The sequence below is a fragment of the Pseudomonas sp. GL_135 genome (assembly GCF_057834665.1).
The window spans coordinates 3,208,213-3,229,825 of record NZ_CM174408.1; the positions used below are offsets into that span (position 1 = coordinate 3,208,213).

General features: G+C 62.0%; 22 protein-coding genes and 1 riboswitch. Of the genes, 13 read left to right on the forward strand and 9 right to left on the reverse strand.

Translation table 11 applies throughout. The features are described from left to right. The first annotated feature begins 83 nt into the window (after positions 1–83). From AC3ISG_RS14165 to AC3ISG_RS14195, 7 genes are all read left to right on the forward strand, one after another. Complete coding sequence (locus AC3ISG_RS14165) at positions 84–1,448, forward strand: MFS transporter (protein WP_489297239.1); 1,365 nt, start codon at positions 84–86, stop codon at positions 1,446–1,448. After that, positions 1,429–2,358: a 2-hydroxyacid dehydrogenase gene (locus tag AC3ISG_RS14170; protein WP_489297240.1), complete on the forward strand. Its 930-nt coding sequence runs from the start codon at positions 1,429–1,431 to the stop codon at positions 2,356–2,358. Before AC3ISG_RS14165 ends, AC3ISG_RS14170 begins: the two co-directional genes overlap by 20 nt. A gap of 119 nt (positions 2,359–2,477) precedes the next feature. Further along, on the forward strand, positions 2,478–3,272 hold the full coding sequence (locus AC3ISG_RS14175; protein ID WP_489297241.1) for an NYN domain-containing protein: 795 nt from the start codon (positions 2,478–2,480) through the stop codon (positions 3,270–3,272). Between the two features lie 35 nt (positions 3,273–3,307). Beyond that, on the forward strand, positions 3,308–3,556 hold the full coding sequence (locus AC3ISG_RS14180; RefSeq protein WP_489297242.1) for a hypothetical protein: 249 nt from the start codon (positions 3,308–3,310) through the stop codon (positions 3,554–3,556). A gap of 72 nt (positions 3,557–3,628) precedes the next feature. Beyond that, positions 3,629–4,504 carry an EthD domain-containing protein gene (locus AC3ISG_RS14185; protein ID WP_489297243.1) on the forward strand — a complete coding sequence of 292 codons (876 nt, stop codon included), beginning with the start codon at positions 3,629–3,631 and terminating at the stop codon, positions 4,502–4,504. A gap of 190 nt (positions 4,505–4,694) precedes the next feature. Next, a complete protein-coding gene (locus AC3ISG_RS14190; RefSeq protein WP_122623863.1) occupies positions 4,695–5,993 on the forward strand; it encodes an MFS transporter in 1,299 nt (432 codons plus the stop codon). 41 nt (positions 5,994–6,034) lie between these two features. Next, the gene (locus tag AC3ISG_RS14195) at positions 6,035–6,781 is read left to right on the forward strand and encodes a substrate-binding domain-containing protein (RefSeq protein ID WP_241072748.1); all 747 of its coding nucleotides are present in this window, start codon (positions 6,035–6,037) and stop codon (positions 6,779–6,781) included. Here the strand turns inward: AC3ISG_RS14195 and AC3ISG_RS14200 are convergent. Both AC3ISG_RS14200 and AC3ISG_RS14205 read right to left on the reverse strand, forming a co-directional pair. Beyond that, positions 6,767–7,675: a LysR family transcriptional regulator gene (locus AC3ISG_RS14200; RefSeq protein WP_122534688.1), complete on the reverse strand. Its 909-nt coding sequence runs from the start codon at positions 7,673–7,675 to the stop codon at positions 6,767–6,769. The two genes, AC3ISG_RS14195 and AC3ISG_RS14200, sit on opposite strands and share 15 nt — an antisense overlap. Before the next feature lie 115 nt (positions 7,676–7,790). After that, the gene (locus tag AC3ISG_RS14205) at positions 7,791–8,417 is read right to left on the reverse strand and encodes a pyridoxamine 5'-phosphate oxidase family protein (protein WP_122534687.1); all 627 of its coding nucleotides are present in this window, start codon (positions 8,415–8,417) and stop codon (positions 7,791–7,793) included. Positions 8,418–8,580: 163 nt separating this feature from the next. Here AC3ISG_RS14205 and AC3ISG_RS14210 point away from each other — a divergent pair, with 163 nt between their 5' ends. Next, positions 8,581–8,778, forward strand: coding sequence for a DUF2986 domain-containing protein (locus AC3ISG_RS14210; protein ID WP_122534686.1), 198 nt, complete (start codon positions 8,581–8,583; stop codon positions 8,776–8,778). 179 nt (positions 8,779–8,957) lie between these two features. Continuing rightward, positions 8,958–9,320 (forward strand): hypothetical protein, encoded by a 363-nt coding sequence (locus AC3ISG_RS14215; RefSeq protein ID WP_241043515.1) that lies wholly within the window; start codon positions 8,958–8,960, stop codon positions 9,318–9,320. A 59-nt stretch (positions 9,321–9,379) separates the two neighbouring features. Here AC3ISG_RS14215 and AC3ISG_RS14220 read toward each other — a convergent pair whose 3' ends face one another. Genes AC3ISG_RS14220 through AC3ISG_RS14235 form a run of 4 tightly spaced genes read right to left on the reverse strand, consistent with a single transcriptional unit; the run spans position 9,380 to position 12,959 of the window. Further along, the gene (locus AC3ISG_RS14220; protein WP_489297244.1) at positions 9,380–10,900 is read right to left on the reverse strand and encodes an ArnT family glycosyltransferase; all 1,521 of its coding nucleotides are present in this window, start codon (positions 10,898–10,900) and stop codon (positions 9,380–9,382) included. Positions 10,901–10,903: 3 nt separating this feature from the next. After that, positions 10,904–11,182 (reverse strand): lipid-A-disaccharide synthase N-terminal domain-containing protein, encoded by a 279-nt coding sequence (locus AC3ISG_RS14225; RefSeq protein ID WP_489297245.1) that lies wholly within the window; start codon positions 11,180–11,182, stop codon positions 10,904–10,906. Continuing rightward, on the reverse strand, positions 11,179–11,937 hold the full coding sequence (locus tag AC3ISG_RS14230) for a glycosyltransferase family 2 protein (RefSeq protein ID WP_489297246.1): 759 nt from the start codon (positions 11,935–11,937) through the stop codon (positions 11,179–11,181). Before AC3ISG_RS14230 ends, AC3ISG_RS14225 begins: the two co-directional genes overlap by 4 nt. Then, positions 11,937–12,959: an NAD-dependent epimerase/dehydratase family protein gene (locus AC3ISG_RS14235; protein ID WP_489297247.1), complete on the reverse strand. Its 1,023-nt coding sequence runs from the start codon at positions 12,957–12,959 to the stop codon at positions 11,937–11,939. Before AC3ISG_RS14235 ends, AC3ISG_RS14230 begins: the two co-directional genes overlap by 1 nt. 397 nt (positions 12,960–13,356) lie before the next feature. Between AC3ISG_RS14235 and AC3ISG_RS14240 the strand changes: the two genes are divergently transcribed. Continuing rightward, complete coding sequence (locus AC3ISG_RS14240; protein ID WP_489297248.1) at positions 13,357–15,429, forward strand: calcium-binding protein; 2,073 nt, start codon at positions 13,357–13,359, stop codon at positions 15,427–15,429. Between the two features lie 198 nt (positions 15,430–15,627). Here the strand turns inward: AC3ISG_RS14240 and AC3ISG_RS14245 are convergent, their stop codons facing one another. From AC3ISG_RS14245 to AC3ISG_RS14255, 3 genes are all read right to left on the reverse strand, one after another. Then, positions 15,628–16,641, reverse strand: coding sequence for an NADP-dependent oxidoreductase (locus AC3ISG_RS14245; RefSeq protein WP_489297249.1), 1,014 nt, complete (start codon positions 16,639–16,641; stop codon positions 15,628–15,630). Positions 16,642–16,791: 150 nt separating this feature from the next. Beyond that, positions 16,792–17,712, reverse strand: coding sequence for an NADP-dependent oxidoreductase (locus AC3ISG_RS14250; protein WP_489297250.1), 921 nt, complete (start codon positions 17,710–17,712; stop codon positions 16,792–16,794). 19 nt (positions 17,713–17,731) lie between these two features. Then, positions 17,732–18,169: an ester cyclase gene (locus AC3ISG_RS14255; protein ID WP_205483799.1), complete on the reverse strand. Its 438-nt coding sequence runs from the start codon at positions 18,167–18,169 to the stop codon at positions 17,732–17,734. A gap of 91 nt (positions 18,170–18,260) precedes the next feature. Between AC3ISG_RS14255 and AC3ISG_RS14260 the strand changes: the two genes are divergently transcribed. From AC3ISG_RS14260 to mntP, 3 genes are all read left to right on the forward strand, one after another. Continuing rightward, positions 18,261–19,172 carry a LysR family transcriptional regulator gene (locus tag AC3ISG_RS14260; RefSeq protein WP_489297251.1) on the forward strand — a complete coding sequence of 304 codons (912 nt, stop codon included), beginning with the start codon at positions 18,261–18,263 and terminating at the stop codon, positions 19,170–19,172. Positions 19,173–19,390: 218 nt separating this feature from the next. Continuing rightward, the gene (locus tag AC3ISG_RS14265) at positions 19,391–20,701 is read left to right on the forward strand and encodes an ATP-binding protein (protein ID WP_122534677.1); all 1,311 of its coding nucleotides are present in this window, start codon (positions 19,391–19,393) and stop codon (positions 20,699–20,701) included. Between the two features lie 148 nt (positions 20,702–20,849). Further along, a riboswitch (yybP-ykoY riboswitch) is annotated at positions 20,850–21,011 on the forward strand. Positions 21,012–21,023: 12 nt separating this feature from the next. Further along, positions 21,024–21,590, forward strand: a complete 567-nt coding sequence (gene mntP / locus AC3ISG_RS14270) for a manganese efflux pump MntP (RefSeq protein ID WP_122623851.1) — start codon at positions 21,024–21,026, stop codon at positions 21,588–21,590. Positions 21,591–21,613: the final 23 nt, after the last annotated feature.

The following is a 21,613-nucleotide window of genomic DNA, read 5'->3' on the forward strand; positions in this document are numbered from 1 at the left end:
ATATTGAGGTATCAGGACATGTCGTCTATGGTGGACGCCAGTGCTCCCTATCAGCTCCCTTTATAAAAACAACAGGAAGTCCCATGCCCACGCCATCTCTGGATTCGGGCCTGCACGCCAGCACCATGAAGCGCCTCAACCTCAAGTTGATCCCCTTCCTAATGCTGCTGTACATGGTCGCGTACATCGACAAGTCGAACATTTCCGTTGCCGCATTGCAGATGAATGCCGAGCTGGGCCTAACCGCACGCATGTACGGCATCGGCGTGGGGCTTTTCTTTCTGACCTACATCCTTCTTGAAGTCCCCAGCAGCGTCATCCTCACGCGGGTCGGCGCGCGGCGCTGGATTGCGCGGATCATGATCACCTGGGGCATCGTCGCCGCGGGCATGGCGTTCGTGCAGAGCGCGAATCAGCTGTACGGCATGCGCCTGCTGCTGGGCGCCGCCGAGGCGGGTTTTACCCCGGGCATCATTTATTACCTGTCGCAGTGGTACCCGAAGACCGATCGGGCCAAAGCCATGTCGTTCTTCTACATCGGCGCCGCCCTGGCGTCAGTGATTGGCTTGCCGCTGTCGGGGGCGTTTCTGCACCTGGACGGGTATTTCGGCGTCAGCGGCTGGCGCTGGCTGTTTCTGCTGGAAGGCCTGCCGGCGGTGATCCTCGGCATCGTCGTGTTGCGTTACCTGCCGGATTCGCCGCAAAGCACACACTGGCTGCAGGCTGATCAGAAGGAATGGCTGAGCCGCACCATCGCGGCTGAACAGGCGAACTCGCCGATTTCCCACCATGCCGCCTGGCAGACTGCGTTTCGCAGCCGTCAGGTCTGGCTGCTGAGTCTGTTCTGGCTGTTGCAGGCGTTCGGCACCATCGGCATCACGCTGTTTCTACCGCTGATCGTCAAGTCGGTGTCGGGCCAGGAGTCTTTCACCGTCAGCGTGATGTCGGCGCTGCCGTTCCTGTTTGCCTGCGTGTTCATGTACTTCAATGGCACCCATTCCGACCGCAAAGGCGAACGCGGCTGGCACCTTGCGCTGCCGTTGATGGCCGCCGGCGTGTTGCTGGCGCTGGCGGTGTGGACCAGCAACCCGTGGCTGGCGTACGGATTGCTGGTGGTGGCGGTCGGCCTGAACTGGGCGGCCACGCCGGTGTTCTGGGCGACGACGACCGAATACCTCTCGGGTGCTGCGGCCGCGGCGTCCATCGCGCTGATCAACTCCATCGCCAACATCGCCGGCCTTGGCCTGCCGCCCGTCATGGGCTGGATCAAGGACGCCACGCAGAGTTACGACTACGCGCTGTTGCTGGTTTCCGCAGCCTTGTTGGCCGGCGGTGTGCTGGGGCTGTTTCTGGCCCGGGCGCCCCGTGCCGCACCCGTCACCGCCCGCGCAACAGCTCCCGCTGCTGCCCCTGTCCCAAGAGGTCTAGATGAAGCCAAGGCTCCTTAAAATCGCCCGCTTGCCGGCCATGCTCAACGACGCGCTGAACGCGACCTACGACGTGGTGGAAGCCGATCAGGACGGCACTGGCGTCGGCCAATCCACCGCCGACATCCGCGCCATGGTCGCTAATGGTGAATCCACGGTCAGCCGTCAGTTGATCGACAGCCTGCCTGCGCTGGAAGTCATCGTCGTGTTCGGCGTGGGCTACGACGGCGTCGACATGGCGGCGGCCCGTGATCGGGGCATTCGTGTCACCCACACCCCCGACGTACTCACCGAGGACGTGGCGGATTTCGCCATCGCCTTGATGCTGGGCATCGCCCGCAACCTGCGCGGGGCCGACCGTTTCACTCGCTCGGGCGCCTGGGCAAGCGGCCCCATCGCCTTCAGTCGCAAAGTCAGCCGGGCGCGATTGGGCATCATTGGTCTGGGCCGTATTGGGGCCGCCATCGCCCGCCGGGCCCAGGGTTTTGACATGTCGATCGCCTACACCGGGCGACGGCCTCAGGACGTCGAGTTCACGTATTACGCGTCGGCGGTAGAACTGGCCGCAGCGGTGGATTTCCTCGTGGTCGCGGTCGGCGGCGGCGCCAGCACCCACCATCTGGTGGATGCGGAGGTGCTCGAAGCCTTGGGTCCGAAGGGGTATCTGATCAATGTCGGCCGTGGCAGCGTGGTTGATGAAAATGCCCTCGCCCAAGCCCTCGCCGAGGGTCGTCTGGCGGGCGCGGCACTGGACGTCTACGAAAACGAGCCGCACCCCGCCGCTGCGCTGCTTGATCTGGACAACGTCTTGCTCACCCCGCACATGGCCAGCGCCACGTGGGACACCCGGCAGGCGATGTCCGATCTGGTCATGGCCAACCTCCACGCCTGGCACAGCGGCGCAGACTTGCCCACCCCCGTACCGGGATAAGCCGATGTCGGCAGCGGCTGGCTGAATTGAAAAACCAGTCGCAGAAGACGGCACTCGTTGCCTGTTGGCAGTGAGAATTTGGCGGTATGGTGTGGGCTTTCCCCTGCCAAGGAAGATCCATGGCCACGAATCCCTCCAGCCACGCTCAAAAGCACCTCGCCGTTCTCATTGATGCAGACAACGCCCCCGCCGCCATCGTCGAAGGCTTGTTCGAAGAAATCGCCAAATATGGCGTCGCCAGCGTCAAGCGCATCTATGGCGACTGGACCGGGCCGCAGCTCGGCGGCTGGAAAAAGGTCCTGCTGGACCACTCGATCCAGCCCATCCAGCAGTTCGCTTACACCAAGGGCAAGAACGCCACCGACAGCTCGCTGATCATCGACGCCATGGACCTGCTCTACACGCGGCGCTTCGACGGCTTTTGTCTGGTCTCCAGCGACAGCGATTTCACCCGCCTGGCCTCGCGATTGCGCGAAGAGGGCCTGACCGTGATCGGCTTTGGAGAAGAGAAAACGCCCAGGCCGTTCGTGGCGGCCTGCGACAAATTCATCTACATCGAACTGCTGCGCGAAGAGGTAATCGCCGCCGCCAGCGCAGAGCAAACCCTCGATGCCCCCGCGCAGTCAGATGTGGCGAAGCCCGCAGCGGCAGAAACCCCGAAACGTCCCAAAGCACCTATCGGATTTATCGCGAAAATCCTCGACGACATCGCCGACGAAGACGGCTGGGTCCAGCTCGGCGCCCTGGGCACCAACATCACCAAACTGCGGCCGGAATTCGACCCGCGCACCCACGGCTACAAAAAGCTCAGCGACCTGATCAAGGGCTACCCGCAAGCGTTCGAGCTGCAGGGCAGACCGGCGTCCAGTGGCACAGCGGTGATGTACGTCAGGCACAAACAAAACGGTAAATAACCCAATCCGCGTTTTTTTCATTTATGGAGACTTCCATGCCCCTCTTCTCAGTCGACTATCGCTTCAAAGACCAACCCCGCCACCACCGCTTCGAGCTGAATCAGCCTGAGCTGTCGGTGAGCGAAGCCGCGATGCACCTGCTTGAGCTGCATTTCGGCGACAGCGAAAACAGCTTGATCATGCCCAATGCCGATGCCCTGCCAGATGAGATCATCGAGCTGGCCGGCCAGCTCGGGCTGACGGACATTCACGTCACCCAAACGGCGAACGACGACGCCGTGTAGAAACGTTGAACCCTGCAGCGGCACCTGCATCCGATCACTACGACTGAACATTTCCCGACTGACAGGTGCCCCATGATCGAGATCAACAGCTACACCACCGTGAAACGCCGGGAGCGCGTGCCCCATGATGTATTCGCCCACTACTGGCGCGATGTCCATGGCCCGCTGTGCTCGCGACTGCCTGGCCTGGGCTTGTACATCCAGCACCATTTCTCCCGGCAGCAGGATGCGCACCTCTGGCCCCTTGCCGATGGCATCAGCGAGATTCAGGATTACGAACTGGACGGTGGGGTGGAGATCGGTTTTGAATCCGCTGCGGACCAGAAGCAGTTTCAGGAAGCCAGCCCGATCCTGTTTTCGGACGAGCAGAACATGTTCGACGAAACCCTGGCCTACGCCCTGCCCCAAGGCTCGCTGACCCTGACCAACGCGCTGGAGGATGAGCGCTTCAACGGCACCGACACCTTCGACCGCATTCACGTGCACTTCAGTCCCCGCGAAACACTGCCGCAGTTGCATGCCTACTTGAAGTCGAACCTGGGCCCGCTTCTGGCAAGCGCTGAAGGGGTAGTTAAAGTCTGTCTGCACCTGTGCGAGCCTTTCGAAAACGATGGCCAGCACCCACCTGCGCCGAACGTTGCGCACTTCGCCAACAAGGCGCGCGCGGAATTGGCCGTGCTGGAAATCGCGTTTACCTCGCCGCTGGCGCGTCGTCGTTTTTTCCAGAGTGACGTATTCCAGAACACCTTGCCTGAGCAGTCGAAGCACATTGCCCAGCTCAAGACGTTCGCCGTCTCCGGGCTCTACACCTACGTGCGCGACAAGTCCCTGACCACCGCAGGATTGCGCGGCAGTCGGGCAGCCGAGCTGATCGAATACCTGGGGGCGGTGAACCAGGTTCAGCCCGATGTTGAAGCGCTGATGCTGAAAGGCACCCAGGCCCGCTAGTGGTTGCTGTCGGTGGCCGTGGCTCACGGCTGCCGACAATTTCATGACCTGGAGCACCCCCTGCCGCCTCAGGATTGATCTGATCCATGCATCAAAGGATGAAAAAATAACGATTATCGTCGTCTGAAAATTGCCACAGAATCTCCAGTTACAAGCGCTTACAAACTCAAAAAAAACGCTGGAGAACAATATGCATCAGCCGCCAAGCCAGACCTCCTCCGGGAAGTCCAGGGCAGGAATGGTCTTCCGGGTCACCTCCGGAAACTTTCTTGAACAGTTCGACTTCTTCCTCTTCGGCTTCTACGCCACCCAGATCGCCTCCGCCTTCTTTCCCGCCGGCAACGAGTTCGCCTCGTTGATGATGACCTTCGCTGTCTTCGGCGCAGGTTTTCTGATGCGGCCACTGGGCGCTGTGCTGCTGGGCGCGTACATCGATGATGTCGGGCGCCGCCGCGGCCTGATCGTAACCCTCGCGATCATGGCCAGTGGCACCTTGCTGATTGTCCTGGTGCCGGGTTACGCCACGATCGGCCTGTGGGCACCGGCGCTGGTCTTGCTCGGGAGGCTGCTGCAGGGATTCTCCGCAGGCGCAGAGATGGGCGGCGTGTCCGTCTATCTCGCCGAAATGGCAACGCCGGGGCGCAAAGGTTTCTACGCCAGTTGGCAATCAGCCAGTCAGCAGGTGGCCATCGTTGTCGCCGCCGCCCTGGGTTACGGCCTCAATCAATGGCTGGCCCCGGCCGAGCTGTCGGCGTGGGGCTGGCGCATTCCATTTGCCGTCGGCTGCCTGATCATCCCGTTCATCTTCCTGCTGCGCCGCAGCCTCGAAGAAACCGCTGAGTTCACCACGCGCAAACACCGCCCGACGATGAAGGAAGTGTTCGCAACACTGCTCGGCAACGCCAGTGTTGTCATCCTCGGCATGTTGATGGTGGCGATGACCACCACCGCATTTTACATGATCACCGTTTACGCCCCGACGTTCGGCCGCTCGGTTCTGCAGCTCAGCACCAGCGATGCGCTGATCGTGACCCTGCTGGTGGGCGTGTCGAACTTCTGCTGGCTGCCCATCGGCGGCGCGCTGAGCGACCGCCTGGGGCGCAAGCCGCTGCTACTGGCGATGTCATTGCTGACGCTGGTCACGGCGTATCCGGCGCTGTCATTTCTGGCCCAGGCGCCGACCTTTGCCCACATGCTCGAAGTGCTGCTGTGGTTTTCATTTCTCTACGGCATTTACAACGGCGCAATGATTCCCGCCCTCACCGAAATGATGCCCGTCGAGGTGCGCGTGGCCGGTTTCTCCCTCGCCTACAGCTTGGCGACGGCGATCTTCGGCGGCTTCACGCCGGCTGTTTCCACCTGGCTCATTCACCTGACCGGCGACAAGGCAGCGCCGGCCTACTGGATGATCTTCGCCGCCCTGTGCGCCTTTACCGCGACGCTGGTGCTGTACCGCCGTCTCGCCACTCAGTCACTTGCCACTGCTTGAAGGACCCTGTCATGAACTCCGTAGTAAAACCCCTCTGCGTTATGGCGCTGACTCTCTGCGCCTACGGCAACCTCGTGCACGCCGAAGAGCTGACCGTCATGACCTCGGGCGGCTTCACTGCCGCCTATCAACACCTGGGACCGCAATACGCCGAGCACAGCGGTAACACGCTGAAAACGGTACTCGGCCCGTCGATGGGCAAAGCGGCGGAGGCCATCCCCAACCGGTTGAGTCGCGGCGAGCACGCCGACGTGGTGATCATGGTGGGCTACGCCCTGGATGACTTAATCAAGCAAGGCAAGGTTGACGCCGCCTCGCGTGTCGAACTGGCGGACTCGCGCATCGGCATGGTGGTTAAGGCCGGCGCAGACAAACCTGCCATCACCACGGAGGCGGAGCTGAAAGACACCTTGCTGGCGGCCAGTTCAGTGGCCTATTCAGACAGCGCAAGCGGCGTCTACATCGAGAAAGAGTTGTTCAAGAAACTCGGCGTTCAGCCGCAGATGGCGCCCAAAAGCAAGATGATCGAACGCATTCCGGTGGCCTCCGTTGTGGCCAAGGGTGACTATCAGCTCGGCTTCCAGCAGGTCGCCGAGCTGTTGCCGATCCCGGGGGTCACTTTCGTCGGCAAGATCCCGGAAGACGTGCAGTCGGTGACCCGCTATGCCGCCGGCATTCCGAAAAATGCCGATCACCCCGTTGAAGCGAAGGAGCTGCTGAAGTTTTTGTCGTCCCCCGACGCCCAGGCCAGCATTCGCGAAACCGGCCTGGACTCAGTCCCGCGTTAACGTCCCGGGCAGCGCGCGAATGCGCTGCTCCAGCGCCAGTGCCGCGGGCGTCAATGTGCGTCCGCGGCGTTTCAGCACCCCCATCTGCCTGACCACCTCCGGCTCCACCAGCCGCACTTTCGCCAGAATCGGGTGGGCGGAGATCGGCATGGCAATGGACGGAACCACCGCAATGCCAAGCCCCGCCTCGACCAGCCCCAGCACCGTGGTCACGTGGCGTGCTTCGCAGACGCTGTGCTTGCCCGGCTGCAGCCCGGAAAGCGCGCGATCCAGCACCAGGCGATTGCCCGAAGATTTGTCCAGCGTGATGCAGTCGTGCTCGCACGCCTGAGCCCAAGTGACGGCGTCGAGGGTCGCCAGCGGATGGTCGCGGCGGCAGGCAACGACGTAGTGCTCTTCGAGCAGCGGGCTGAACTCGATTTCCGGCGCGAGGTTGCCGGTGAAACTCACTCCGAAATCGGCCTCGCCAGCAGCCACCGCCGCACTCACCTCATTGGCCGACACGTCGATCAGTCTGATCTTCATCAGCGGGTATTGCCCGTGAAAGCTGCGTATCGCATGGGGCAAGAAGTAGTAGGCCGCTGAAGGCACGCAGGCCACGGTCAACGTGCCCCGGCGGTTCGCGCCGCCATCGCCGATGCTGAGCAGGGCCAGATCCAGGTCATCCAGCAGACGTTCGACCTGAGGCAGAAACGCCCGCCCGACGTTGGTCAACGAGACCTTTCGCGTGGTCCGCTCAAACAGCTTGACCCCCAGGGCGGACTCGAGCTTTTCGATGCGGCGGCTCAGGGCCGACTGGGTGATGCGGATGGACTCGGCGGCCCGGCGAAATCCCTGGTTTTCAACCACTGCGCGAAAAGCCTGGAGGTCATTGAGGTCGAAATTAATGTTCACGGCAAGGCGTCGCTTTGATCGAAGACGGGCATCAATGGTAAGGCGCAACCCATTCGCGAGCCATCCCCCGGGCGAGTCTGATGGCGCACCGCTGGCGTGGATCGGAACGGATTATTTAATACAGCGTGTCGGCGATCCGGCCCGGCAGCGCTTTGTCATACGCTTCGCCGTCGATGGCCGCTTGGGACACCTCTTTGAGAATCTGCCCCGCCGTCGGCAGTGCGCTGCGCGGTACCTGCTTTGACGCATCCCACAGCCCTGCCCTGATCACCGCCCGGCTGCACTGGAAATACACGCTGGTGACGTTGATGCGCAGCACCGATTTCGGCGGCTTTCCGTCCACGGCAAAACGCTCCAACAGGTCGGGCGCGATGGAGATCTGCGCCGTGCCGTTGACGCGCAGGGTTTCGCCGACGCCCGGTACGAGAAACAGCAGCGCGACCCGCGGGTCTTCGACGATGTTGCGCAGGGTGTCGATGCGGTTGTTGCCGCGTCGGTCCGGCAAATACAGCGTTTTGCTGTCTTCGATGTGCACAAAGCCTGGCTGATCGCCCCGGGGCGAAGCATCCAGTCCCCCAGGCCCCGACGAGGCGAGAATCAGAAAGGACGCCGCTTCGATGAACGGCCGGTAAACCGGATGAATGTGGTCGACTTCTTTGACCAGCGACGGCGGCGCGATCGGGCCATAAATTGCTTCCAGCGCCTGCACGGTTGTCACGTTCGAGCTGTCTTCAAGATCCATCGTGGTTCTCTGCGGTTTCTTCTTGAATGAAAAGGGTCGGAATGCAGTGACGCTTCATGCCCGTTAGGGGCAATAGTGCCCGACGCATGTGGCAGATTGAGCGGCGATCTGATTCACTGCCTGCCTTTTCACCGTCCAGCCTCTGCACACCGGGTAAACAGGCATGAACCGTCGCAAGAAACTTAACCAGATACTCAGAGCCAACGCAAAAAAGGCGAGTGCCAAACTGGCGCCGAAGAACAAAGACACCTACGTCAGCAAGGCCGATCGGTTGAAGCTGGCTGAGGCTAATGCTGAATCCAGCGCTGAAGCCACAACCGAATCCGCGCCCGGAGCGGCCAGCCCTTCCGAGCCGGTCTGAACGCCCTCAGTTAGCAGCGCCACTGCTTACGCCTTCCCGGCTAAAGCCAGTCCTACGGGACGCGCGGGGTGTCAGTAGGACCGGCTTCAGCCGGGAAGAGGCCAATGCGTACGCCACCAATCTCGCAGCGTGACTTGCGACGCCTTCCCGGCTGAAGCCGGTCCTACAGGACGCGCACGGTGTCAACAGGCGTCTCGGCTTACGTCGATGAAGGCCGGAATCGCTGGTCCGCCGCGCACATTTCAGACACTGCTCAGCTGTACCGACTCGCGCTGGACAAACACCAACCGGGCGCTCGCTATCACGCGGCCGCCGAAAGCCACGTCCCCTTCCACCTCATCGCCGAAGCCCTGGGTGAAGGCCTGGAACTGCCCGTTGTGTCGGTGCCGGCGGACGAGGCGATGGCAAGGTTCGGCTGGCTGTCGAGCTTTGTCGGGCGAGACATGGCGAGCCATAGCAGCAAAACCCGTGAACGGTTGGGCTGGGTGCCGACCGGGCCGGGTTTGATTGAGGATCTCAAAGGGTGTTTTGAACGACGGTGAATGATCCGTAGAGACGCCGAGCTGCCGCTTCTAACGAAAGGCCCGTGCGCGAAACGGGCCTAGAGCGCGTCGGAACCCCATGAGAAGCGATAAACGCGCACAGGCGCCGGCGGCTGGCAGCGACCATTGTCCGCATCGGCCCCGACAATCAACCATTCGGCCCTGGACGTCGACCCCAACCGGCGAGCCTTGTCCACCACGAAGCACCGCTCAAGCTCGGCAGCGGGCACCAGAGCAAAGGCAGATGGATGGGTGCGCAGCCAGAGCGCCGCGTGTTCGGCGGCCGATTGATCGGCGAACCCGAAATGCACCACCGGCTGGCGGGCGAACAGCCAGTGGCCTTCTCGCCAGCCGACCAGCACCAATTCGGCGCCGTCGGTCAGCCGGGCCGCTTCGCCCATGAGCACCTTGTGGGGATTGGGGCCGTCGGTAAATGGCTCGACGAAGCCACGGCCGAACCACAGGCAAAACCACGCCACCACCGCCACGCCAAACACGGCGCGGGCCTTCGGACGATGGCCGAACCAGCGTCGAAGCAACCAGGGAATCAAAGGCGCCGCGGCCAGCACCAGGCCGGGCAGCGCAGGGAAGATATAGATCTTGCGCTTGCCGGTGCTCAGGCAGAAAAACAGCACCACCAGAACCACCCAGCCGAGCAACAGCAATATCCGTGCGTCGTGCTTTCGCAGTTGGCGACGCCAGGCGGGTACCAGCCACGGCAACGTCAGCACCAGCGGCAGCCAGTACTGGGGAATGACGGTCAGGAAATACCAGAACGGTTCGCGATGATCCCAGGCCGACGCGTAGCGGCCACCGGTCTGGTGAAACAGGATTTCCTTCAGGTACGCCACTTCGTCAGCGCCACCCTTGAGCCAGGAGGTGGCGAGCAGCGGGACAACCCAGACCGCGCAGCCCGCCAGCACCACCAGAAAACCGGTCGCCCAGCGTCTCCCCTGCCCCGGCATGACGGCCACGCCCGGCCATCCCTTTCGCACGGCATAGGCGTAGGGCACGAGCATCAGCGCCGGCAGAAAACCCACCCCCTTGCTGATGATGCCCAGGCCCATGGCCAGACACCCAAGGTAGAACCAGCCCCACGCCGGGCCCAGCAGCAGGTGCCGGACCATGCCGTAGAAACCAAGCGCGACCCATAGACAGAGGAAGCTGTCGATCTGGCCGGTGCGCAGGATGCTGTAGGTCTGGTAAGTCGCCAGAAACAGCAGCGCGGCAATGCGGCCCACCCGGCGACACCACAGGCGCCGGCCCAGGTCGTACAACACCGCCGTAGCGGTCGCTGCCGAGAGCAGGCCCGGGATGAAGAGTGCCAGTGACGGCGAGCCGGTCAGCCAGGTGAAGAACGCCACCGTCCACATGAACAACGGCGGCTTGTCGCCGTAGATTTCACCGGCCCGATGGGGGATCAGCCAACTGCCGCTGTGCAGCATCTCCAGGGCGACGCCCAGAAAGCGTTCTTCGTCGACATTGAGCGGCTGCCGGATGCCAAAGCCGGCGCCGACCAGAATCAGCGCAAGCGCAACCAGCGCCAGGCACTGCCACGCGGGAGATTGAAAACGTCCCACCGGCTATTCCTTCAGGTCTTTGTGTTTGGCAATCAGCTGCAGGTTGCGCAGGTAAACCACAAAGCCAAATGACTGACCGATGATGAACACCGGGTCTTCGCGGTAGATGGCGTAGAGCAGCAACAACGCGCTGCCGACCATGCTCAGGTACCAGAAACCCACCGGAATCACGCTGCGTTTCTTGATTTCGCTGTACAGCCACTGCAACACGAAGCGGCCGGTAAAGACCGCCTGACCGAGAAACCCGACCGTGAGCCAAAGCGCTTCGCGCGTGAAATTCATCCGTTCATCTCCTCGGGCTGCGTATTGAGTCGGGTGCGGCGCACCAGCCACCAGACGCCGAACAGGTCGAGAATGCCGACAAGCGCGCGGTCCAGATTGCCGTAGTTGGAAACGCCCGCCTGGCGATGACGGTGGTGGACCGGGTGGACGATCATTCGGCCGTGATGGCGCTGGATCAACGCGGGAATGAAGCGGTGCATGTGGTCGAAGTAAGGCAGTTGCAGAAACGCCGTTCGCTGGATCAGTTTCAGCCCGCAACCGGTATCGGGCGTGGCATCTTTGAGCATGCGGCTGCGCAAGGCATTGGCGAAGCGGGACGCCCAGCGCTTGCTCGCGGTGTCTCGGCGGTTGACGCGGTGCCCTGCGACCAAGGTCACCGGCTGGCCCGGGGTCCGGTCGTTGACCTGCCCCGTATTGCGCACCAGCGCCAGCATGCCGGGCAGGTCCGCAGGGTCGTTCTGGCCGTCGCCGTCCAGCGTTGCCAGCCATTCACCGCGGGCAGCGCGGGCGGCATGCCAGATCGAGGTGCTCTGTCCGAGGGACACCCCGTGGTGGAGGATTCGAAGGGGCTCAAAACCTGAAGCCTTGATCTGCTGCAGAACCCGCAGCGTGTCGTCGGTGCTGCCGTCGTCGACCACCAACACCTCGTATCGCTCTCCAGCCAGCGCGGTGCGTATTTCATTGAGCAATGAAGGCAGATTTTGCGCTTCATTTTTTGCCGGGATCAACACCGACACGAACACCGATTCACTCATCACGCCCACCGCTTCTCTTGTTTTGATTGACTGGCCTGTTTCGCTTGTGTGCCCGGGTAGAAATCGCCATACCAGCGCACGAATTCAGCCACGCCCTGCTCCAGCCCCACCTGCGGGCTGAAGTCGATCCATTTCGCCAGGCCGGAGACATCCGCCCAGGTTTGCAGCACGTCGCCCGGCTGAAGCGGCAGGTAGTTGCGCCGGGCCTGAATTCCCAGCGCCGACTCCAGGCAGTGGACAAAGTCGAGCAGCTTCACCGGCGCGCCTCGCCCGATGTTGAACAGCTGACACGGCGCGACCCCGTCCATGAGCGGCGGGGGCCGCGGCAGGAGCCGGGTCATCGACTCGATGATGTCGTCGACGTAGGTGAAATCCCGCGCCATCTCGCCGTCGTTGTAGATATCGATGGGCTCGCCTTGGAGGATGGCCTGGGTAAATTTGAACAGCGCCATGTCCGGCCGTCCCCATGGCCCGTACACGGTAAAAAAACGCAGCCCCGTCGCCGGAATCCGGTACAGATGCGAATAGCTGTAGGCCATGAGCTCGTTGGCGCGCTTGGTCGCGGCGTACAGGGAAACGGGCTGTTCAACGGCGTCTTCCACGGCAAACGGCATCTTGGTGTTGGCGCCGTAGACCGAACTGCTCGACGCATAAATGAGGTGCTTCACGGGGTACGTCCGGCAGCCTTCCAGGACGTTGAGAAACCCGACCAGGTTGGCATCGGCGTACACACTCGGGTTATCGATGGAATACCGGACACCGGCCTGGGCTGCCAGATGAATGACCTCGCTGAAGCCAGACGCACCGAACAGCCCGAGCAAAGCCTGCGGGTCGACGATGTCGATGGGCTGAAACTGAAAAGAGGGGAAGTGTTCAAGCTGCGCCAGCCGGGCACGCTTGAGGTCAACGCTGTAGTAGTCGTTCACGTTGTCGATGCCGACCACTTGAACGCCCTGGCTGCACAACCGCCTGGCCATGTGAAAGCCGATAAACCCCGCTACCCCGGTGATCAGCACCGTCATTGCGCGAGTGCCGGCCGGCGGCGAGCAGCCTGATTGAGTCCTGCATACCCTGAGCGTGAGACCGTGACGTTCATTTCATGAGTCCTTGTTACAGAACCCGCCAACCGCCCGGAGCTCAGGGCTGCACAGCTGATTCTGTCGGATGCTTGATCAAGCGACGTGAAACTGTGTCACAGCAATATTTAAGCAATGTGAACAGGGTTGACGTCACATCGCGTGAGGCCCGCCAGACGTTCGACCAGCGCAATGCAGGTCTGTCGAGCGATCCCTCTAGCACAGCCTTGATGGCTTTCTGCCGACGGGAAAATCGTTGGCATTTATGGATGCCGCCACGGTCAACACACCCAGGGTGTCACGCCTTCAAACCCTTAATCCTCCATGTCAAAAGGAAAATGTCATGGCTTCAACCGACAGCAAGCCCACCATCGATTACACCGTACGAACCGGTCCGGGCACCGTGCAGGTGGACCCCTCCACCGGGGGCGATCAAACCTGGAGCATCGTTCTCCAGCCTGACGGCAAGATCATCGTCGGCGGCGAAAGCTTCCAGACCGCCATTGGTTATCCGGGCTCGCCGGGCGATGAAAGCTATGGCACACGCGGCAGCTTTACGGCGGTGCGCCTCAACAGTGACGGCAGCCTGGACAACAGTTTCGGCCAGGACGGGATCGCCCTCGTGCCTGCCAGCCTGGACCCGGAAGACGAGGCTTACTACGTCATGGCAGTACAGGCCGACGGTAAAGTGCTGTCGGCGCAGCCAGGGCTTGGGGGTTTGAAAGTCGAACGCTTCAACCTCGATGGCACCCTGGACACCACGTTCGGCAAAGGCGGCGCCGCTGCCCTTGATGTACCGATCAGCACCGATGGCATGGCGATTTACGCCACAGCAGATGGCTCGATATTCGTCAGCCTCCGCGGCACCTCGCAAGCCGTGGTGTTCAAGCTGGACAGCAGCGGTACGCCGGCGGAAAACTTCGGTGTCGACGGCACACTCGTCCTCAACCCGACCGGGCACTACGGCACCGGCAATATCGCCACCGTTGTGCAGCCCGACGGCAGCGTATTGCTCGGCAGCTGGCTGTACGTGGGCTCCGACGGGCCCCACGACCCGGGCGATCCGGTTTATGCCGTTCAGCGACTTGCCGCAGATGGCAACCTGGATACCGCGTTTGGGGCGGACGGCGTGGTGTACTTCGATGCCGCGCTGGGGCTGGACTACCGCGCTGCGGTAACCGTGCAAGCCGATGGCAAGATCATCATTGCCGGCGAGAGTTCTGACAACACCGCCTTCAACGTACTGCGGCTGAATGCCGATGGTTCCTTCGATACCTCCTTTAGCGAGGACGGCAAGCTCACGATTCAGGTGCCCCAAGGCGAGAAGAACTATGCCCACTCGGCGATCGTTCAGCCCGATGGCAAAATCCTCATCGCTGGCGACGTGATCACCCGGCTGAACGCCGATGGCAGCCTGGACACCACCTTCGGCAGCCAGGACGGCCAGTACCATGTCGATGGTTCCAGTGATGCCAACTACCTCATTGGCAACGACACGGCCGAGATCATCCGTGGCCTGGGTGGTGACGATGTATTGCAAGGCGCCGGTGGCCGTGACGTGTTGGCAGGCGGACTCGGCTCGGACATATTCCGCTTCACCCAGATCAGCGACAGCTACCGTACCGCGACTGAAACCGGCAGCGACCGGATTCTGGACTTCGACGTCTCCCAGGACCGTGTAGACCTGATTTCACTGGGTTTCACCGGCCTTGGCGACGGCCACAATGGCACGCTGGCGATCCAGGCCAATGCTGACGGCACCCGCACTTACCTGAAAAGCTTCGACGCCGACGCTGACGGGCAGCGTTTTGAACTGGCATTCGAAGGCAATCTGACCGGGCAATTGAACAGCACCAATGTGCTGTTCACCGCCCCCACCGTCGAAGGCACTGCAGGCAAGGACGTGATCACAGGAACCGCCCTGTCGGAAGTGATCTACGGTCTGGCGGGTAACGACCGGATCGACGGCGGCCGAGGCTCCGACGTGATCATCGGAGGAGCAGGTGCCGACCAGTTGAGCGGTGGCGACGACCCGAACCTCTCGGTCTATGGCCGTAACGGCATCAATGACGCTGACGTGTTCCGCTACACGGCGGCCACGGACAGCTACCGCACGGACAGCCAGAGTTTTGTGGACCTCATTGTCCGGTTCGCCAACAACAACGACAAAATCGACGTGTCGGCGTTGGGCTACACCGGTTTCGGTGACGGTACCGGGACTACGCTGAAGGTGGTCTACAACCACGACCTGGACCGCACCTACCTCAAGGATGTGGAAGCCGACGCTCAGGGCCACCGGTTCGAAATCGGCTTGACCGGCGACTGGACCCAGGACCTGGGCAATTCCGACATGATCTTTGCGCAAGCGGAGGAAGTGACCCTGGTGGGCATGGCGAGCGAGGTCACGCACGGCTGACAGGCTGGGTGTGCGAGCGGGCTCATCAGAAAACCGACGAATCCTGAGGCGGCGATCTGACGCTGTCGGATGTTCCATCAACCGCCAACGGTGTCACCGTATTATTCATGCACTTTGAATGAGGGGACGGGCTGGTGCCTGCCCCTCTTCTTCAAGCTTCCCTGTTAGCGCGGTCGCAGTGACCACGTGGCTTTCCGGTCAGCGAACAGTAAGCGCCAGCTTGCCGCGGATGTGCCCATGGGCGGCTCGCTCGTGGGCCTTACGCGCATCGGCAAGTGCATAAACGCTGTCGATTTCCACGCGTATCGTCCCCGCATCAAGCAGGCCTGCGAGTACCGCAAGCTGAGCGCCACTTGAGCGCACCTGTGTCGCAGACACCGTGACGCCCCGTCTCTCGGCCTCCTCGGCGTCGGAGAAACCCAACGGAAACACCGGAAAAAGTGCGCCTCCGGCTTTGAGTGTCTTGAGGAACCGCCCAGTGGTTGGCCCGGCGACGGAATCGACGACCAGATCGACGTCTTTCACAGCATCCTCGGGTGTCGTCTTGCTGTAGTCGATGAACGCGTCGGCACCGAGGCCCAGCAGGAACGCCTCATGCGCGCCGGAGGCGACCGCAATGACCCGCGCGCCCTTCCATTTCGCGAGTTGCACGGCGAAGTGGCCGACGCCGCCTGCCGCGCCGTTTACCAGCACGGTCTTGCCTTCGAGGGGCACCGGCTCGTGCCTGTAGGGTTGAAGCGGGTTCGGTTCGTCATGCCCCAGTTCGATCATGAATTGCCAGGCAGTCAGCAACGACATGGGCGCCGCAGCAGCGTGCACGTGATCGATGGCACGTGGCTTTAGGGCGATCTCCGACGCCGGGACGCTGACATATTCTGCGTAGGCCTTGCTCGGTCCGAAGCTTGGAAAGCGAACCATCGAATACACTTCGTCGCCGACGGCAAACCCCGTGACGTCGTCGGCGAGGGCTTCAACCACCCCAGAGATATCTGTCCCCAGAATGATCGGAAACGGCACGTGCGGCTGCCACTCGGGCGGCAGGGCCTTGTAGCCGTCGCGAAGGTACCAGTCAGGTGGATTGATGCCCACCGCATGCACGCGAACCAGCACCTCACCCGGCATAAGCGTCGGCACCGGTGCATCCTCGTAGCGCAGCACTTCAGGGCCACCATAGGCGTGCTGTCGAACCGCTTTCATCGTAGAAAAGGTCATCGTTTTCATCCTGCCTGAGAGTAAATCCGCACGAACGGAACGCCGCTCCGAATATGCGGAGCGTCGACCCGCTTGTCAAGGAAGGACGCTCGCAGCCGACATTCGGGTCTTCATCACGAAGCGGTGCGAGTCAGGACACGGCTCCCCGGATCAATAGGCGGTACGGATGATGACCTTCCCGCAGGCGTGCCCGGTGGCGACTTTCTCCAGCGCGGCGCGGGTTTCGTCCAGGGCGAAAATCGAGTCCGTGACGATCTGCAACTGCCCTGCACTGAACTGCCGGACGGCAGCCGGCAGATGCGGGGTGGCGCTGGCGAAGAACACAGCCTCCCCGGCATGGTCTTCGCGGGATTCGATGTCGAACTCCACGAGGGTCGCAATCCGTCCGCCCTTCCCGAGCACCGACCAGGAGCTGTCCAGTGTCGGGCCGCCCACCGTGTCGAGCACCAGGTCGATGTCACGCAGCCTGGTGAAATCCTGAGTGCGGTAATCGATCACTTCGTCCGCGCCCAGGCTGTTCACCCGTTCGATGTTGCGTGCGGAAGCCGTGGCAATGACGTAAGCGCCCGCCAGGTGCGCCAACTGCACCGCCATGCTGCCGACGCCTCCCGCTGCACCATGAATCAAGACGCGTTGGCCGGGCTTCAGTTGCCCCACCTCAAACAACGCCTGCCGGGCGGTACCGAACGACGTCGGCAACGCCGCCGCCTGCTCGAAGCTCATGGCAGCCGGGATCAGACACAGCTCGGTGGCAGCGATTACCAGCTGCCGGGCAAAGGCGCCACCTGCCGTGGGGGTGCTGCGGCCGAACACGCGATCACCGGCTTTAAGGTGCGTTACCTGCTCGCCTACTCCGCTGACGATGCCGCTGAAATCGGTGCCCGGGATGTAAGGCAGCTCAATGGGAAACACCGGCTGCATGTACCCGGCGATGATCTTCAGGTCCAGCGGATTGACGCTCGCCGCCTCGACCCGCACGAGGACGTCGTCCGCGCCTGGCTTGCTCAGTTCGTGGTTGTGCAACGTGACGACCTCGGGGCCGCCGAATACAGAAATTGAGGCTGATTTCATGATGGCTTTCTCGTGGTCTTCAGGCTTGAGGGAATTGACCGAGTTGCAGGAACAGGCCGAACCAGTCCTCCATGTGCCACGTGGTGACCACGCGGCCGTTCTCCAGCGCATGGAACTCATGCAGTCGGAAGCTCACCTGTTTGCCGGTGGCGGCAATGCCAAATAATTCGCCGAGGTGGGTACCGGTTATTTCAGCGCGCACGGCGATCTGGCCGGGGGCCTGAACCATGTCGTGGATGACGATACGCACATCGGGAAACGCGTCGGCAAGGCTGCGGATAATTGGTTTGATGCCCTCGGGGCCTGGGCCTTGCCCGGGTGCCAGGGGGATGTCATCCCAGTCGGCAGCCAGCACGCTGTCGACGAGGTCGGGATTGTTCTCGCTGAACGCGCGGTAGAGGGTTTCAACGGCCTGGCGTTCGGTGTGCAGGCGGGTGGCAAGTTCTGCGTTTGTCATGAGGCTGCTCTCGTCGTGGGGTGTGGCGAGAGTGTGAGCGCAGGGCTACCATCCGTATAACAAATGGCTCGTATATAGGTTTATTTGATTTATGGATTTTCATGGCATCGATCTGAACTTGCTTGCCGCATTCAATGCCCTGATGGACGAGCGCAACGTCACGCGCGCCGCCACCCAGGTCGGCGTCAGCCAACCGGCCATGAGTGCGGCGCTTTCGCGCTTGCGCAAGCTGTTGGGCGATCCGCTTTTTTTGCGCAGCCCTGACGGCCTCCTTCCAACGCCCCGTGCCCGTGAGGTGGCCCAACCTGTCGCCGAGGCGCTGAGCCAGATCAAAGCTGCGCTGTTGACGATGCCTGGTTTTGTTCCGGCCGACGCCGTGCTCACAATGAATCTCGGCTTGTCGGACTATCCCGCCTTCGTGCTGCTTCCCACGCTGCTGCAGACCTTGAGCGAACACGCGCCACACCTGTCGATCAACGTTCACGCAGTGAATGACCGCGACCATGCCGTGGACATGTTGGATGCGGGAGTGATTGATGCGGCAATTGGTGTATTGCCGAGCCATCAAGACGGTCGCATTTTCACGCGACCCATTCTGCGTGACGTGTTCGTCACCCTCATCGCCCATGGCCATCCGGCAGCCCGGAGCGGCATGGACATGGACACTTACCTCTCGCTGCCCCATGTACTGGTTTCGCCCGAGGGTGAACGACACGGCTTGGTGGATCAGGCGCTGGCTCAGTTGGGCAAACAGCGCACCCTGGCACTGACGCTGCCACAGATGTTTGCAGTGCCGGCGATCGTCGCGTCCTCCCGCATGACCGCCACCGTCCTGAAACGCATTGCCCTCAGCTCGCCAACGGGAGGAAAACTGATCCTGTTCCCGCCGCCGGTAGCCCTGCCGGAGATCACCTTTCATCTCATCTGGCATCGTCGTGGCAATGGGAACCCGGCTCAGGAATGGTTGCGCGGCATGATCGAATCGGTGGCAGCGGGGCTTTGAAGGACAGCTTGCGTAGTGATGACGTCCCTCGGGCGCCCGGTGTCGCCTGTCATGTACACACCACGCACGCCGCCCGACATTGAAACGGCGGGCGATTGCGAGCGTGGTTGAGCACAAAGCCTCTGGACCGCGCCGACCAGCGACAGAGCGGTCCCCTTGCGGGGCGAAGAGGCACAGCGCATGATGCACGATCCCTTTTTTCTCCACGCAGATTATCAATGTCCCATCATCCCGCCCCCTTTCCTTTCAACGAGGAAGAGCGCGCCCTGTCCCTCGAGCACCTGGATGTGCTGGACTCCGGCAGCGAGAAGGCATTCGACGACATCGTTCTACTGGCCACCACCCTGTGCGACGCGCCCATTGCGCTGGTGTCCCTGGTGGATCGAGATCGCCAGTGGTTCAAGGCCTGCATCGGCCTCGGCGTGCAGGAGACCCATCGGGATCTGGCCTTCTGCGGCCATGCGATTCTCGACCCCGCGCAGGTGCTGGTGGTTGAAGACGCCGCCCTGGACCCTCGCTTCGCTTCCAGCGCGCTGGTGCTCGGCCCGCCCTACATTCGTTTCTATGCAGGCGCCCCTATCGTTACGGAAAGCGGTGTCGCCCTCGGCACTGTCTGCGTGATCGATACCCAGACCCGGCAGCTGAGCGAACGTCAATCCCTTGCGTTGCAGGCCTTGGCCCGGCAAGCCGCTGCCTTGCTGGAAGCCCGGTTGCTGGGCAAGCAGCGCGCACGGCAGCTCGCGCAGTTTGAGGAACAGTTCAAGCAAGCCGAGCAGAACCCCAGCGAAGTGACCCCGCTGCTGCAGAACTCGCGCTGCATTTCATCGCTGGGCATGCTCACCGCAAGCATTGCCCATGACTTCAACAACTTGCTGCAGAGCGTCAGCGCTGCGTTTCAAATGACCCGCCTGCGTTCCCGCCGGCCTACCGACGTCGAGCGCTTCGCCGAGACCGGTCTGCAAGCCGTAGAGCAAGGTCGGCAGCTCATCAGTTATTTGATGTCCAGCGTACGCGGTGACGGGCCTGAGCTCATCTGTATCGACGTGACCGCACGCCTTCACGCGGCGCAGTCGCTGATGCGCCACTCGATGAGCGAACGCATCGATCTGAGCTTCGATTTCGCTGAGTGGGGTTGGGGTGTGCTGTGCATGGAGGCCCAACTCCACGCCGTGGTCATGAACCTGCTCACCAATGCGCGCGATGCGCTCAAGGGTTCCGGTCAGGTTCATGTGTCTACCCGATGGGTGCACGTGGAAGATGATCTGTCGCTCCAGCAGGGCGACTACCTGGTCGTCAGTGTTCGGGACAACGGCCCCGGCATGACTGCCGAAGTCGCCCACCAGGTGTTCGAGCCCTTCTTTACGACCAAAGCGGTTGGCGAAGGTACGGGGCTGGGGTTGGCCCAAGTCAGGGATTTTGCGATCAAATCTGGCGGCGATGCGCGCATCGACACAGCGCCCGGCGCCGGTACGACCGTGAGCCTGTACCTGAGAATCCTGGGCTGTATCGCGACATCGGAAGCGGTATAGCCGCCATCACATCGCATGCGCAAGCGTGCCGCTTCGGCCCGTAACGATTTGTCCTGTACGTGGCGGTACACAGGTCCGCCCCCTGCCCGGCCGAAGCAAAATCATACGCGACGACATTTCTTTTACATTCAAGCGCTATAGTGGCGGCCCTTGTTGGGGAGTAGCCTGCTCTGGACTCATTGTCCCAGAGCGTTCGTGTCAACATTCTCGGCGGCCTGCCGTGGCACGAACACCTTCGGGTTGGCGAGACCAACGATGCATCCATGCCTAAAGTCGGGCGTGTGGTTGCGTCGTTGACTCACAGCCCGACTGGAACATAACCGTGAACCCGATTTCCCTCATCCTTCTTGCTCTGGCCATGTCCACAGACGCTTTCGCAGCGGCCATCGGAAAAGGCGCAAGCCTGCATAAGCCTCGTTTTATCGAAGCGCTGCGCACCGGCGTTATCTTTGGCGTGATCGAAGGCATCACGCCGCTGATCGGTTGGGGCATCGGCCAGGCCGCCACGTCCTACGTCAAGAACTGGGACCACTGGATCGCCTTCACCCTGCTGGTGGTGCTTGGCGTGCACATGATCTACAACGGCCTCAAGCATGAGGACGCCGAAGATGAAAAACCCAACCAGCACTCGTTCCTGATACTGGCCGTGACGGCCTTCGCCACCAGCATTGATGCGCTGGCCGTGGGCGTTGGCCTGGCCTTCGTCAATGTAAATATCCTTGTGGCTGCCGCGGCCATCGGCGTCGCGACAACGGTGATGGTCACGATTGGCGTGATGCTGGGCCGCGTGCTGGGGACCGTGGTGGGCAAACGCGCGGAAATCATTGGAGGCATCGTGCTGATGCTGGTTGGCGCGACGATCCTGTACGAGCACTTGTCCGCGGCGTAACCGCAGGGGCCAGGCGCGCCCTC